General features: G+C 64.2%; 17 protein-coding genes. 7 read left to right on the forward strand and 10 right to left on the reverse strand.

From position 1 onward, the window contains the following. Positions 1 to 2: 2 nt before the first annotated feature. From GY937_12810 to GY937_12825, 4 genes are all read left to right on the forward strand, one after another. Complete coding sequence (locus tag GY937_12810) at positions 3 to 911, forward strand: endonuclease (GenBank protein ID MCP5057589.1); 909 nt, start codon at positions 3 to 5, stop codon at positions 909 to 911. 17 nt (positions 912 to 928) lie between these two features. Continuing rightward, positions 929 to 1,300, forward strand: a complete 372-nt coding sequence (locus GY937_12815; GenBank protein MCP5057590.1) for a tetratricopeptide repeat protein — start codon at positions 929 to 931, stop codon at positions 1,298 to 1,300. A 43-nt stretch (positions 1,301 to 1,343) separates the two neighbouring features. Next, the gene (locus tag GY937_12820; GenBank protein MCP5057591.1) at positions 1,344 to 1,787 is read left to right on the forward strand and encodes a transcriptional repressor; all 444 of its coding nucleotides are present in this window, start codon (positions 1,344 to 1,346) and stop codon (positions 1,785 to 1,787) included. A gap of 87 nt (positions 1,788 to 1,874) precedes the next feature. Then, the gene (locus tag GY937_12825) at positions 1,875 to 2,861 is read left to right on the forward strand and encodes a LysM peptidoglycan-binding domain-containing protein (GenBank protein ID MCP5057592.1); all 987 of its coding nucleotides are present in this window, start codon (positions 1,875 to 1,877) and stop codon (positions 2,859 to 2,861) included. Here GY937_12825 and GY937_12830 read toward each other — a convergent pair. Further along, complete coding sequence (locus tag GY937_12830) at positions 2,570 to 3,919, reverse strand: ferritin-like domain-containing protein (GenBank protein ID MCP5057593.1); 1,350 nt, start codon at positions 3,917 to 3,919, stop codon at positions 2,570 to 2,572. The genes GY937_12825 and GY937_12830 overlap by 292 nt on opposite strands. Next, entirely contained in the window at positions 3,916 to 4,656 is a 741-nt protein-coding gene (locus tag GY937_12835) for a FadR family transcriptional regulator (protein ID MCP5057594.1), read from the reverse strand. The genes GY937_12830 and GY937_12835 overlap by 4 nt, the downstream gene beginning before the upstream one ends. A 120-nt stretch (positions 4,657 to 4,776) precedes the next feature. Here GY937_12835 and GY937_12840 point away from each other — a divergent pair, with 120 nt between their 5' ends. Continuing rightward, on the forward strand, positions 4,777 to 4,935 hold the full coding sequence (locus GY937_12840) for a lysine biosynthesis protein LysW (GenBank protein ID MCP5057595.1): 159 nt from the start codon (positions 4,777 to 4,779) through the stop codon (positions 4,933 to 4,935). A 7-nt stretch (positions 4,936 to 4,942) separates the two neighbouring features. Here GY937_12840 and GY937_12845 read toward each other — a convergent pair whose 3' ends face one another. From GY937_12845 to GY937_12880, 8 genes are all read right to left on the reverse strand, one after another. After that, positions 4,943 to 5,707, reverse strand: a complete 765-nt coding sequence (locus GY937_12845) for an SDR family oxidoreductase (GenBank protein MCP5057596.1) — start codon at positions 5,705 to 5,707, stop codon at positions 4,943 to 4,945. A gap of 32 nt (positions 5,708 to 5,739) precedes the next feature. Further along, on the reverse strand, positions 5,740 to 6,288 hold the full coding sequence (rfbC, locus tag GY937_12850; protein ID MCP5057597.1) for a dTDP-4-dehydrorhamnose 3,5-epimerase: 549 nt from the start codon (positions 6,286 to 6,288) through the stop codon (positions 5,740 to 5,742). Beyond that, a complete protein-coding gene (rfbA, locus tag GY937_12855) occupies positions 6,285 to 7,160 on the reverse strand; it encodes a glucose-1-phosphate thymidylyltransferase RfbA (protein ID MCP5057598.1) in 876 nt (291 codons plus the stop codon). Before rfbA ends, rfbC begins: the two co-directional genes overlap by 4 nt. Positions 7,161 to 7,169: 9 nt before the next feature. Next, a complete protein-coding gene (locus GY937_12860; GenBank protein MCP5057599.1) occupies positions 7,170 to 8,387 on the reverse strand; it encodes a DNA topoisomerase IV subunit A in 1,218 nt (405 codons plus the stop codon). A 2-nt stretch (positions 8,388 to 8,389) separates the two neighbouring features. Next, the gene (locus tag GY937_12865) at positions 8,390 to 10,135 is read right to left on the reverse strand and encodes a DNA topoisomerase VI subunit B (protein MCP5057600.1); all 1,746 of its coding nucleotides are present in this window, start codon (positions 10,133 to 10,135) and stop codon (positions 8,390 to 8,392) included. 103 nt (positions 10,136 to 10,238) lie between these two features. After that, positions 10,239 to 10,451 carry a hypothetical protein gene (locus GY937_12870; protein ID MCP5057601.1) on the reverse strand — a complete coding sequence of 71 codons (213 nt, stop codon included), beginning with the start codon at positions 10,449 to 10,451 and terminating at the stop codon, positions 10,239 to 10,241. A 253-nt stretch (positions 10,452 to 10,704) separates the two neighbouring features. Next, positions 10,705 to 11,421 carry a PilZ domain-containing protein gene (locus tag GY937_12875; GenBank protein ID MCP5057602.1) on the reverse strand — a complete coding sequence of 239 codons (717 nt, stop codon included), beginning with the start codon at positions 11,419 to 11,421 and terminating at the stop codon, positions 10,705 to 10,707. A gap of 75 nt (positions 11,422 to 11,496) precedes the next feature. Next, positions 11,497 to 12,051, reverse strand: a complete 555-nt coding sequence (locus tag GY937_12880) for an ATP-binding protein (GenBank protein MCP5057603.1) — start codon at positions 12,049 to 12,051, stop codon at positions 11,497 to 11,499. A gap of 4 nt (positions 12,052 to 12,055) precedes the next feature. Between GY937_12880 and GY937_12885 the strand changes: the two genes are divergently transcribed. Together GY937_12885 and GY937_12890 are read left to right on the forward strand one after the other, a co-directional pair. Continuing rightward, a complete protein-coding gene (locus tag GY937_12885) occupies positions 12,056 to 12,622 on the forward strand; it encodes a helix-turn-helix domain-containing protein (GenBank protein MCP5057604.1) in 567 nt (188 codons plus the stop codon). 335 nt (positions 12,623 to 12,957) lie between these two features. Then, the gene (locus GY937_12890; protein ID MCP5057605.1) at positions 12,958 to 13,908 is read left to right on the forward strand and encodes a hypothetical protein; all 951 of its coding nucleotides are present in this window, start codon (positions 12,958 to 12,960) and stop codon (positions 13,906 to 13,908) included. Positions 13,909 to 14,160: the final 252 nt, after the last annotated feature.

Here is a 14,160-nt window from a genome sequence, read left to right on the forward strand (position 1 = left end):
CGATGACCACACACATGATCGACAAGGAGTTCGCGCCCGACGACCTGGCGCCGCCGGGGGGCCGCTTGCGCCGCTCTCGAGCGGAGACGCGCGCCCGCAAGGAGCGAGCCGCAGAACGCAAGGACGCGCTTGCCGCGGCGATTCCCTACCTCGCTGCAGTGCGGGCGCCGAGCCTGCCGCTGGGTGGCACGATGGGCCGGGAGGTCTCCGTGGCCAGCTACAACGTGCACCGTTGGGCAGGCCTGAACGGGGTCCGGGCGCCGGATCCGGCCCGGGCTGGCTTCGTGATCTCCGAGTTGGAAGCCGACGTCATCGGTCTCCAGGAAGTGCTCCGGCCCTTCGAGTGGGAAGAGGATCCGCTGGAGCGCCTGGCGGACGCCCTGAACCTCCACCTGGCCTTCGTCGCGACCCGCGTGCATCGCCGCGGCGAAATCGGCAATGCGATCCTGTCACGTTGGCCCATCACCAGCGTGTTCTCGCTCGATCTCTCCTTCTCGCGGGTCGAGAAGCGTTCCGCGGTGGCGGTGGAATTCGCCAGCAGTGAAGGGCCGGTCGCGGTCGTGGCGACGCATCTGGCGTTGGTCGATCGTACTCGAGCCCGGCAGGTCAAGAGCATCCTCGAAAACCCGCGGTTGCAGGGGCCGGTGATCCTGCTCGGGGACATGAACGCCTGGCGGAAGTGCAAGGCCACCCGCACGCTCGAGCGCGAGTTGATCGGCGACGAGGAGATGACCTGGCCGCGGACCTTTCCGGCCGCTCGCCCCGTATGGGCCCTCGACCGGGTGTATGCGCGAGGGGCCCAGATTGAGGAGGTCGTCGCTCACGAGAGCGCGGCAGCTCGCAAGGCTTCGGATCACCTGCCGGTGATCGCCCAGCTCCGGATCGAGGGGAACGGGATCGAGGGCAGTTGAGGGCCGAGGGGCCTGGCGTGCGCTATCCCCTGGTCATGGCCGCCCGCCACTTCCTTCCGATCCTTCTGGCCCTTGGGCTGGGAGCCCTCGGCTGCACCTCCATCGAGAGTGCACGATTGTTTCGTGGCGGTAGCCAGGCCCTCGATCGCGGTGATGCCGAGCAGGCCGTCAGCCTGTTGGAGCAGGCAGCCCAGCTCGAGCCCGACGCAGCTCCGGTTCTGAACAACCTGGGTGTCGCCTATCTCGCAGCCGGCCGCGAGGCCGAGGCCAAGCTTGCGTTCGAGCGGGCGGTTGCGCTGGATTGCAGTCACGAGCCCGCCCAGCGCAATCTCCGGGCGCTTCAAGACGCGCCGCGAAACGGGAGTGTCGCGCGCCAATCCAGTCCCTAGGTGTCGCTTGAAGGCCTCCCTGCCATCGCGTAGGGTCCATCCGATGGCCAACGAGTTGGAGCAGAAGGCGCTCGCGTCGTACCTGGAGGATCACAACCTCAAGCAGACGAAGCAGCGAGAGGCGATCCTGGACGTGTTCCTCGAGGTCAAGGGCCACATCACCGGGGATGAGCTCTATCAGAGGGTTCGCGATCGCCACTCGAATATCGGATACACCACGGTGTATCGGACGATGAAGCTGCTCTGTGATGCGGGGCTGGCCAGCGAGCGGCATTTCGACGACGGCATTACCCGCTACGAGATCGAGCATGAGCACCATGACCATCTGGTGTGTGTGCGATGTGGAAAGATCGTCGAGTTCGACTGCCAGATGATCGAGACGGCCCAGGATGAAATCGTGAAGCGCTACGGCTTCCGGCTCCTGCGCCATCGCCACGAGCTCTACGGGCATTGTCCGGATTGCCAACAGCGGGATCGCGACCGCTAGCACGGGCACGCCCTTGCGCTGGCACGTAGTGCTGGGCAATCTCAGGCCACACGCCCCCCGTGCTCTTCCCTCCGAAGGAGGCCTGGCGTGTCGATCGACCATCGCTGTCTGCCCGTATTCATTTCGTTCCTGGCGGTCGGATTCGTGGGCTGTGCCCACCTGACGCAGGAACTCCCGCCCGCTCCGGAACCCGCGATGGAGGAGCCGGCTCCGAGCGTCTCGGTGCCCTCATCGCTCCACACAGTGGCACCCGGCGAGACGGTCTGGGCGATCGCACGGCGCTACGACCTGACGGTGGAAGAGTTGGTCGACCTGAACGCCATCGCTGATGTCCGCCAGGTCTCCGTTGGGACGGAGTTGATCGTACCCGGCGCACCGGAATCGATCCTACCCGAGCTGCCGGAACCGGCAGCCGAGTTGGAGCGACCCGATGTTGCCGCGGCTCCAATCCCCGCGGTCGAAGACGCCTCGCATAACTACCGGGTGCGTCGAGGCGAGACCCTCTGGCGTATCGCCCAGCGCCACGGAATCGAAGCGGCTGAACTGGCCGCGATGAACGGAATGCAACGCCCCGAGCGCCTCCGAGCCGGCCGTGTCATCCAGGTTCCGGGCGAAGCGCCTCCCCAGGAGTGTGCCTGTGACCGTCCCCAGCCGGTCGAGATCGCGATCCAGGAGCCGGTCGCGTGCGAGGCGCCGCCGGCGCCTCCGCGGGCACCCGCGCCCGCCCCGGTTTCCGGAACGCCCTACGCCGCGATCGACGCGGTCCTCACGGTTGGCGATGCCTACCTCGATTCGGCTCGCTTCGAGGAAGCCATCGATATGGCCGATCTCGGTCTGGATCTACTGGGCGAACTCTGGGTTCGGGAGGACGCAGGCCCTCGAATCGCCCGCGCGGAGCTTCTTCGCGGGATTGCCCACGTGGCCCTGGAGCGGCCCTCCGAGGGGCGAGCCTCGTTTCGCGCCGCGCTGCGAGTCGAACCCGAGATCGTGGTCGGCTCCGACGCATCTCCGAAGGTCCAGGAGGTCTTCGACTCCGCTCGAATGGAAGTCTCCGCAGCCCTCGCATCCCAGTAAGTCAACAGCGGGGAGGTCGAAGGGTCGTCGGTGATGCTGCCGAAGGCGCCCTGGAAGTTGGCCTCGAACATTTCGTCGAAGTGACCGCAGATGCGATCGCTGAACAGGCCGATGGCCTTGAGGGTCGGGATCACGAAACCTCGAACGGGGCCGGTACGGCCACCCGAACGTTCCAGTGAGTTCTTGATCAGTTCGCGCTCCTCGATCAGCGCCTTCATGGCTTCCGCCGGGTCGACGCCCGCATCGGCCCACAGCTGGAGAGCGGTATCGCGCATGGACAGGCCTGCCCGTGAGTCGATCAGCAGGCGGGCCGCTTCGAAAGCGAAGTCCTCGACTTCGGCGACCTGTTCATCGTCGAGGGTCGGGACGATCGTGGAGAGATATTTCACCCCGTAGCCCGTATGTCGCGCTTCATCGCGAGATACCAGCGTCAGCAGATCCTTCAGCAGCGGTTCCTCGGTCTGGTTGCGCATGTCCCGGAAGCTGTAGAGGGCGAGGCCCTCGGTCACGATGTTCATGCCAACGGCCTTGAGCAGCCAGTTATCCGTCTCGAGTACGTTGTCGAGCAGCTGCTTCAGGCCTGGTGCAATCGGTTGCACGTCCCCGAGCTTGCGGATGTAGGCGGCGAAGACTTCCACGTGCCGGGCCTCGTCCATGGTCTGGGTGCTCGCGTAGAATTTTCCGTCCATATGGGGCACCACGTTCACGAGCTGGCCGGCGACCATCATGGCGCCCTGCTCGCCGTGCAGGAAGTTGGAGAGCATGAACGTGGCCGTGCGCCGCGCGACATCCCAACGCGTATCCGCGGGCAAGCTCTTCCAGAACCGGGTCTCGCTCACCGGGATACCGCCCATCGTGAACGAACGGGAGAATGCCTCCCGGTCGATGTCGCGATCCCAGTCGAGATCCTTCATGGCGATCCACTGGCGGTCCAGGGCGTTCGCATACAGCGTCCGAACCTGGTCGATCTCGCTGTCGTAGTTCCAGTTGTAGATCGCTTCCATCGAAGCCTTCACGCCATCGGTCTGAACGGGATGGCTTTCGGGGAGGTCGCTCATTGGGGGTCTCCTTGGTTGTCGGCGTCGGACTGGCCGACGCTGGAGTAAGAGGAAAGGACTTCGAGCGCTTGGCTGCGCCCGGCGCGCAAGAAGCTGCGAAGGGCACGCTCGGCGCCATCGGCATCTCGCAAGGCGATGGCCTGGTCGAGCTCGCTGACCATCTTGTGGACCCGATCGTCCGGCGGCCGAAAGCGGCGGCGGGTTTCTCGGAAGTGTTCATCGAAGAGGGGATTGACGGCGCGGCGGGCCATCTTGAGAACGAGGTTGCCGCTGGCTTCGCCGATCAGGCCGAGAACCTCCTCGACCGTGTCGAGGTAGGTCTCCACATCCGTGGATGCATCCGCCAGCTGCCCGAGCAGCTCGCGAGCCCGCTCGAGCTGCAGGGGATCGCCGCGCTCGATGGCCAGGCGGGTTCCGCCGAGGATCAGCATTTCATGGACTTCGAGTACCTGCTCGAGCAGCTCGCGATCCGGGGCCCCGCTCAGCGCGAGCAGGTGCTGAATGACATCGATGCTGGCCTGCTCGATCGGGAGAACGGTGGCGCCTCCGCCGTGACGGATCTCCACCAGGCCCGATTGCTCGAGCTTGCGCAGGGCCTCCCGAACGGAGCTGCGGTTGGCGCCCAGTCGCTGGGCCAACTCCCGCTCGGGCGGGAGTCTCCCGCCGGCCGGGTAGGTGCCGCGCAGGATTTCACCCCTGAGGTGATCGGTGATCGTGTCTCGAGCGGATCGGGCCACGTTTCTCCTGAGTGTCCCCGCGGGAACGAAAAGTCAATGGTCGGACCAATTGGCCCGACCAATCTACGTGAGCCGGCTTCGAGGGTCAAGGCTCTTTTGTCCAAGGACGAAGAGAACGCCATGGCCAAAGATCTCGAATGCCCGATCTGCAACGCGGACATCCCCCTCGCCGGCGACGAGAAGAAGGGAGAAGAGATCTTCTGCGCCTACTGCCGGGCTCCGCTGATCGTCCAGCAAGGCGCGGATGACGACGAGCTGCTGCTCGAGGAAGACTACTAGGGCTTGCTCAGCCGGATTTTCCAGCGCCGCCGTCGACCACCAGCACCTCTCCCGTCACGAGTCGCGAGCCCAGCAGGAAGCCGAAGATGGCATCCTTCACGTCTTCCGGCGTGCACACCGCGCCTAGCATCGAGCGCTCGGCAAAGGCTTGTTTGATCGGGTCGAAGGCCGCACCGAGCCCTCCCTGCAGCCATGTGCCGTCGATGAAGCCCGGGCAGACCGCGTTCACCTGCACTTCCGGACCGAGCACACGGGCGAGCGTCACGGTCAGGATGTTGAGGCCAGCCTTCGACGCGCAGTAGGGGATCGAGCTGCCCGTTCCGTAGACGCCCGCCACACTGGATACGTTGATCACCTGGCCACCGCCATCGGCCTTGAGGGCAGGGGTGGCGGCGCGGGTGCATTGGAAGGGTCCAACGAGATTGACGCCGAGGATCGTCGTCCAGTCGTCTGCGCTGACCTTTTCGAGATCGGCATGCGGGATGAAGCTGGTGGTGCCCGCATTGTTCACCAGGATGTCGAGCCTTCCGAACTCACGGGTCGCGGTTTCGACGAGTTGCCGGCAATCGTCGTCCTGGGATACATCCGCTCGGACGGCGAGTGATTGGACGCCCTTGCCGGCCGCCTCCGCCGCGACTTCCTCCGCGGCATCCTTGGATCGGCTGTAGTTCACGAGCACCGAGCAGCCGCTCTCGGCAAGTGCCAGGGCGGTCGCCCGCCCAACACCCGTTCCTGAACCCGTGACGATCGCCGCCTTGCCTTCGAGCTGCATGATCTCTCCTCCGATGGGAAACCATAGCCGGTTCAGGATCTGGGGAGGCGGTCTCGAACGGCGGAAAGCGGCGGGGCGGAAGCGTCTCGCTCCGAGACGATGGGATCGCCTTCCGGCCAGGGAATCGCGAGCTCCAGGTCGTTCCAGGCGACGGCGATTTCACCGGAAGGGGAGTAGGGCGAGGTTACCTTGTATTCGACTTCGGCTTCCTCGGAGAGCACGAGAAAGCCGTGGAGGAAGCCTTCCGGAATCCACAGCTGCCGGTGTGTATCCGCACCCAGGGTTTCGGCATGATGCTGGCCGAAGGTCGGAGAATCGAGGCGAACGTCGACCGCGACGTCCAGGACCTCGCCGCGAACCACGCGAACCAACTTGCCTTGCGACGGAGCGAGCTGGGCATGCAGACCGCGAAGGGTTCCACGCTTCGACGAGGAGTGGTTGTCCTGCACGAATGGGCCCGTGATTCCGCCGTCCCTGTATTTCTCCTCGTGATAGGCCTCGAGGAAGAACCCCCGTGCATCCCGGTGGACGTCGGGCTCGACCACGATGACACCCGCGAGGGAGGTCTTGCGAAATTTCAATCTCGTGCCTCGTTGGCAATGCGTTGCAGGTATGCCCCGTACTCGTTCTTCTGCATCTCGTGGCCGATCCGCATCAGTTCCTCGGTGCTGATCCACCCATTGCGCCAGGCGATCTCCTCGACGCAGGAGACCATGAGCCCCTGGCGCTCCTGCACGGCCTGGATGAAGTTGCCGGCCTGCATCAGCGATTCATGGGTGCCCGTATCGAGCCAGGCAAAACCGCGGCCCAGTTTCTCGACCTGGAGTTCGCCGCGCTCGAGGTAGAGGTTGTTCAGGTCGGTGATCTCGAGCTCACCGCGTGGCGAGGGCTCGAGTTCTGCGGCGATCGACGTGACCTGGGCATCGTAGAAGTAGAGTCCCGTCACCGCCCAATTCGTCCGGGGATGCTCGGGTTTTTCTTCGATGTTCAGCGCACGCCCGGTGGAATCGAACTCCACCACGCCGTAGCGCTCCGGGTCGCGTACCTGGTAGCCGAATACGGTTCCGCCCTCAGTCCGTGTCGCAGCACGTTGCAACACCTCGGGAAGGCCGTGGCCGAAGAAGACATTATCCCCCAGCGCGAGCCCGACGGGTTCATTTGCGATCCATTCCCGCGCGATCAGGAACGCCTGGGCGATTCCCTCGGGCCGAGGCTGGGCTGCGTACGTGAGCGAGATCCCGAGTCGGGAGCCGTCCCCGAGTGCCCGCTCGAAACCGGGCAGGTCTTCCGGTGTGCTGATCAGCATCACGTCCCGGATCCCGGCCAGCATCAGGGTGCTGAGCGGGTAGTAGACCATCGGCTTGTCATACACCGGCAGGAGTTGCTTGCTGACACCGAGCGTGATCGGATACAGCCGCGTGCCCGAACCACCGGCGAGAACGATTCCCTTCATGCCATCATTCTAGGGCAGGAACTGGCCCGGGTTGGCGAGCTTTCGGGGCAGGTATTCCTCGATCACGTAGTTGAGCCCCCATTTGGCCAAGGCCTGCTGCTCGGCGCGTACGCCCATCTTGAGGAGATCGTTCAGAGCCTTCTGCCAGGGCTTGTGGGCCTGGAAGAAGGGATCGTTCTTCAGCGCGTCTCGCGCCCGTTTGACATCGACATCGTGAAGCGGATGGGTGGGCAGGTCGTACTCCCGGATGTCCGCCGGCGTCACCCCGAGGTATCGGGCCTGGGGTACGCAGAAGAACTGGGAAAGGTGAGCGGCATTTCCGGAGCCCACCTTGAGGGTTCGATAGATATTGGAGATCCCATAGGGATCACAATCCACGAACGCGTAGACCGGCAATTTGCACTCGTCCGAAAGCTTGCGGATGAAACGCCGGGTCGCGCGGGTAGGCACGCCGGCAAGTGAGACCAGGATGCAATTCGAACTCTGCCAGAATTTATGGCTCTGGAGCCGCTGGAAGACACCGCCCGTTTCGATCGCCAGGATGAACTTCGCATCGGTTTCGAAGGAGAGATGCTCGACGGTCGAGGGAATCGAGTAGGCGCCCGAACCGAAGCGTGTGCAATCGATGCGCTCCACCTCGCCGGTCTCCCTATCCGGGTCGAGTACGACGAGGTTGCCAGCCACCGCACCGCCGTGCTCGTCCGGAACGAAGCGCAACTGCTCCCGGGAGACTCCCCGGATCGAAAACATCGCCTCGATGTCGTCCATGACCGCGTCGCTCTCGCTCTGCTCGTCGAAGCGCGCGTCTTCCCAGTTCTTGCTCTGATAGTAGGCGTCCCGCTTCGTGGCGAAGTCATTCGATTCGACCATCTCCTTGGAGAGACCCATCATGCGGAGCGTCTGGGCGAAGCTCTTCACCGTGTTGACGGTCAGCGTGCGGGTCTTCTTCTGCCGGCCGATCTCGAAGTAGCCCTTCTTCTGGGAGTAGGAGACGTTCTTGAGCGAGCGAATCGGAAAGTGAAGATCCGGCTTTCCCTGCCGGTTGATGCGTTGGTGAACGCCCTTGGCGGTTTCCTTGATGAGATCGACGGTCAACGCGTTGAGCTTCGCGTTCTTCTTGCGGACCTCCTGGACCTTCTTTTGGATGACCGCGTCCGGGGTCCTCTTCGGAGCTGCCTTCTTCCGCGGGGCCACCTTCTTTCTCGTGACTTTCTTGCGCGCTGCCATGGTTAGAGTTTCCTGCTCTTCTCGAGCACATCAGTGAGGTTGTTCACGACCTTGTCTCGCTCCTTGTCCGCGAAGCCCAGGATCTCCTGAAGCCCCACGGCCACCTGCGGGATGTATTTCACGATGTAGGCGCGCTTCTTTTCTTCATCCGCTTCGCGCCGCTGTTTGCGGATGTGCCTGGCAACCTGTCGGCCGCATTCCTGCAAGCCCAGCCGGATTTCCTTCAGGATTTCCGGGTAGTGGGCGACGGCTTCCTTGCTCTCGGAGGTAAACGGAACCCAGACGCTGGCGATATGCACCATCAAGAGCATCGGCCCCACCGGCATCGCACCCCGGGGCTGCTGCATCTTGTAGGCCTTCCAATCCGTAGCCGTGATCGCCTTGGTGATCGCGCAGGCCCCCTGTTGGTATTGCAGGGGCACGCGGTTCGCGAAGCGGTAGGCCGTCACCGAGTCGTCCGCGGAAAGCGAGCCTCCGTAGGCGAGTCCGACTTCGATCAGGAAGGGGTTTCCTCGGTAGACCGTCGGCTTGCGGGTGACCGATGCATAGAAATCCGCCTCCACTTCCTGCCGGAGTGCGCTCTCGAGCAGATCCTCACCGATGGGCGCGATGCAATCGGTCGGCGGCGCCATGATCTTGGTCGCCTGGATGCTCTTGTGGATGCGCTCTGCTTCGTCGCGCGTCACCTCACTCGGCCGGCGCTTCGAGGGCACCTTGGCTCGCGTGCAGATTTCGTCGGCGATCCGTCCAGAGACCCGGGAGAAATCGGCTTGTAGGCAACCGCGCACGTTGCGGGATTTCGTGTCCCGGAACATCTGCATCAACACGCCGAGCTCGACGCCATACGGATGGGGCTTGATCTCGTCCGTCTCCGGAGGCAGTTCTTCCGTGACACGATCGAAGAGAACGGAACCGTTGGTCTTGCTCGGGTTCGGCGGGAGGAACTCGATCCGCGCATGGGGATTGGCGAGCGAGATCTGGCGGATGTAGGCCTCTACCGAATGCTGGCCGCCACGGTAGGCGCCCTCCAGTTCGATCTCGACGCGCGTGCCATGCTCGGCCGGCCACTCGACCTCGAGATCCTTCTTCACGCGGGGATCGTTCGTCTTGGTATCGATCACCAACTCGAAGTGGTGCGCGGGCTTCCTGGCTCCCGTGCGGGTCGTGATGACGATGGGCTTGCCGGTGGTCAACAGGCCGTACATGCCCGCCGCGCTGATGCCGATGCCCTGTTGGCCGCGGCTCTGGCGGAGCCGATGGAACTTCGACCCGTACAGGAGACGCCCGAAGATCTTCGGTACCTGGCTCTTTACGATGCCCGGTCCGTTGTCTTCGATGGCGATGCGAAAGCGCGTCTCGTCCTTCTGGTGGATCTCGACGCGGATGTCCGGAGTGATGCCGGCTTCTTCACAGGCATCCAGCGCGTTGTCGACGCCTTCCTTGACCGTGGTCAGCAACGCCTTCGACGGATTGTCGAAGCCCAACAAGTGGCGGTTCTTGGCAAAGAACTCCGAGACCGAGATGTCCCGCTGCTTGCCGGCCATCTCCTGGGCCGTCGTCTGGCCGCGCGGCTTGGCAGCCTTCTTGCGGACCGCCTTCTTGGTGGACGGCTGCGCGGCCTTCTTGCGCCCCGCCTTCTTGGTGGCGGGCTTCGTCGCCACCTTCTTCTTCGGTGTCTTGCGGGCCGTCGCCCTGGGCTTCTTCCCACCCTTCGCGCCGGTGAACGCGAAGCTCCCCTGCTTGGTCATGCATCACCCCCGAGAGGGATCATCGGGATCGGGCCGGGTGGGGTCAACAACCCCGGGTCGGGATCGGGCCGGACGGGTCAAGGACCCCGGCTGGAGGGCTCGTCTAGGCCAGCACCAGCCGCTGCCCAGCGAAGTTTCCCGTCAAGCGGACCCGATCTTCTCGCAGCAGCTCGAGGACCACTTCGACGATCTCCCGGTCATCGTCGGTCAGGTCGCCAAGGGTCTGGACCAGCTCGAGCAGGGTGGTTTCGACGGGGCGACCGCCGGGTTCCTGGTCGAATCCCTGATCTGTTTTGAGTGCGGCTGCGCGGCCCATCTTGGACGCCTCCGGTCTCGAGTCCTCGGATCTGGTTTCCTGGCTATCGACTCGTACTAGAGCAGGATTTGTGCCAGCTGGCGCCGGCCCCTGCCCAACTCGGGCCTTCCCGTGAAATCCATTCAATTTCAACCAGTTGCGATGTGTCTCGGGGTTTCCCCTCGCTCCTTCGACGCAGACTGAGGTGACGGAATTCGGTCCTTCGTGTACGGGAATTGACACCTGGGCCTGGCCCCAGCGCGGGCCCGGGGGATCAGAGCATGAATTCGGCCATGCGGGCGCTCACGAAGCTCCCAAGCGGATCCTCACCCGTGGCGGGCTCCACAAAGGTCACTCCCATTCCCGAGGGGCGAAGGGAGGCGCTCATCTCGTGGTTCGCGACGACGCATTTGAGGGAAACCGGCCCATTCGGTAGCGGGATCCGCAGCTTGATCTTCTGGCCGATCTCGAGCGGCGAGGGCGTCTCGAGGAAGGCGCCCCCCTTCGAGAGGGTCGAGCAGACGAGATCCTTGCGCCGGATCCCCCAGGAAGCGCGGCAGAGCAGGTCGGTCGGGGCTCTCGAAAACTGGCGTTTGGGCTGGTGCTCATTTTCGAACCGCGCCTCGTTGGCCACCCAGCGCAGGGCGCTGTCGTCGAAGGGCGTCCGCAGCGCCCGGTCGATCCCGGCCTTGCGTAGCTCGCCCAGGCGTTTCTCATCCGCCAGCTCGCCGACGGCGACCAGGCTGGTGATCGATCTGTCCTTGTTGGCGGGTAGCCGCGGAAGCACCTTGCCGAGAACGGCCAGATCGAGCGTTTCCGGGACCATCACCGCGCGTACACCGCCCGCCTCGGATTGGCGGCAGAACAGCACGGCCTCGTCCGGGTCCGCGGCATAGAAGACATCGATGCCCATGCGCAGGAGCCGGAGGGCGGCGTTCCCCAGGCCCGTGGAGGCGTCGTCCAGAATCAGCGTAAAGGGATGATCTTCCATCGGGTCCTCTCGCGCGGGTCGGCGATTCCCTGCATCGGGAAGGGGGGAGGAAAGCTTGAGGCGGGAAGGCACCTGCTACCGCCCGGCCCGAAACCCCACCGCCTCCGCCATGATCGCCGGCCCCACCTTCTCCTCATCTGCCAGGTCGGCAATGGTCCGCGCAACCCGCATCAAGCGATGGGCCGCTCGCGCCGAGAGCGCCAACTGGTCGACGGCCCTGGAGAGGATGCGTCTTGCATCGGGTGTGGCGGCTACGAGTTCGTCCAGTGAAGCCACCGGGATCGCGGCGTTGTGATGGGCGCCGCCTCCGAGGCCGGCCTGTTCGAGGCGCTTCGTCTGTTTTTTCCGAGCTGCGATGACCCTGTCGCGAAGCTCAGCGGTGCATGGACCCGTCGCCGGGAGGGCGAGGTCATCGAAAGGGACGGGCTGGACGGCGAGATGAAGGTCGATCCGGTCGAGTAGCGGGCCGGACAGCCGCGCCTCGTAGCGAGCGAGGGCACCGTCGTCGCAGCGGCAATCGCGTACGCCGGAGCCGTACCATCCACATCGGCAGGGCTGCGTTGCCTTCTTGCCATTCCATCGAGCGACCCGTAAGTGCCCGAAACCAAAGGGAGCTTCGAGGGAAGCCAAGACCTTGGGCGAGCACGTCAAGGCCAAGCGGCTTGAAGCTGGCCTTCACCAGGCAGAACTCGCAGCTCAACTCGAGGTGGACGAGTTCACCGTTCTGAACTGGGAGAACGGCCACACGATGCCCAGGGTCAGCTACTACAGCCGCATTGTGACCTTTCTCGGCTACGACCCCATCGGTGAAGGCGAGACACTCCCGGAGAAGATGAAGGCCTACCGGAGGCGTGAGGGCTTTGACCAGAGGGAGGCTGGCCAGCGCATCGGCGTGGACGAGGGGACGTGGCGAGCATGGGAGACCGGGAGGCGAGTCCCCAACTCGATCAATGAGGTTCGGCTTCACCGGTTGTTTCAACCAGACATACACCCCGAGCCCCCTGGGGGCTCTAGCTTCGGCGCGAATGTGAGGCAGTGGCGAATCGAAGCAGGGCTCTCGCAACGACGCCTCGCCAAGCTCCTCGGAGTCCATGCCACCACGATTCGAGCGTGGGAACTGGGACACCGGCTGCCTCCAGACAGTCGGCGTCGCGAGGTCGCGGTCCTCCTTGAGCAAGACCCGGGTGGCCCAGCCAGGTAGCTGTGGGCCGGGCAGCTCGGATCCCGCGCCCCTTTTTCTACCTGTAGATCCCGTTTGGGGGGTCGCGTACGCCGGCGGCTCGACCCTCCCGTGGGCTGCGTCTCGAGAGGAGGCCCGAATGATCCCTCACGGTCTTGGCGGAAGGCCCAGGCTCCGACACCCTTGATGCAGGAGGCACCGGCAGAATGCGGGTCCATATTACTCTATTCGGTCTGTTCACAACTTTGGCACTCGGTGTGGGCTGTGAGTCCATTCAGACTCAGCCTGAGGACACGGAAAGCATCCGGAAAGAGCGAGCCGACCTAGGCGAGTGGATCGAATCGCGCCACCATGCCGTGCCAGACAGCGAGGTCCGGGTCCCGGTCGATGCCGGCGTTGCAGAACGCTTCTCGGTCGTGGTCAGGCTGCTGGCAGGTGGGGACGCGGCCGGAGCTGCGAGGGCGTCAGCCGGCGTGGGCTACGAAGTGGTCGAGATTCGTGATGGAAGCTCCCGATATTGGTTGCTCTCCGAGGTCGATGATCAGGGCGTCGGCCCGCTCGTTGTGATCTCGGCCAGTCCAGAGCGAGACCTGATTGCCGAGGCCCCGCACCCGACTTTCGAGGTGGGAACGGGCGCTCAGGCTATCGAGCTGGTCGCCGTCGCTAGAGCGCGTGCGGCAATCATGGCTGGTGCACACCGCTGTGCGTCCTCGAACCCCTCGGGCTGCGACGGGAAGACCTCCGTCTGCAACCAGCCGATCGGACCTCCCTCACGCCCCTATCCGGATTCCGATGTGGCGCACAGCCCCTCAAGCCTCTTCCATGCGGCGCACCAAACCCTCACGGACGTATGGCCCGATGCCATCGTTGCGCAGCTTCACGGGATGGGGCGGGGACGCGCGGTGCCGAAGGGGCAGAAGACTCGTCCGCCTCAAGAGTGGACGTGGTTCATCGTTTCCGGTGGGGAGGACTCTTCTGCCTCTGGCTCTCCACTCTCCGTTCGGGTGCGTGATGCTCTTAGAGCCAGCGCCGGTGGAGGAGACGTTCGCGCAGTAAGTTGTCAGGACCCGAGAGACAAGCGGCGCTTCCAGCATCGGAATCTCTGTGGCACCAAGAATGTTCAGAGCCGCGAGCTATTCGGCCAGCGGAACGCGTGCACGAGCGGCACATCGGCGATGTCGCCCAGGTTCCTCCATGTTGAGCAGCGTTTCGACCCAGTGCTCAACGATGCGCTGGCGCGGAAGCTTGTAGTCGAGTCCCTAATGGACGCAATCCCTCAGAGCGCGTCGGGAACGCTTCTTCGGTAGAGCGTGCGCTCCGGAGATGGTGTATTCGGAACGGCGCAACCTCCGGCGCGAGCTGTCGAGAGAAGGATTCTTTCCGGCGTCTTGGCCGCCAGAGGATACTTCGCTGTGAGGCCTCTAGTGATGTGATTCACGCTGTTGGGGCATTATCCAGCGCGCGCCTGGCTCTGCCAACCTTTTCGATGATCTCTTCTGCTGTCTTGGACCAGACGAAGGGAGTGGGATCATCGTTGTGTCCGTCCACGTAACTCATCA

The sequence above is a fragment of the bacterium genome (assembly GCA_024228115.1).
GTDB lineage: Bacteria > Myxococcota_A > UBA9160 > UBA9160 > UBA6930.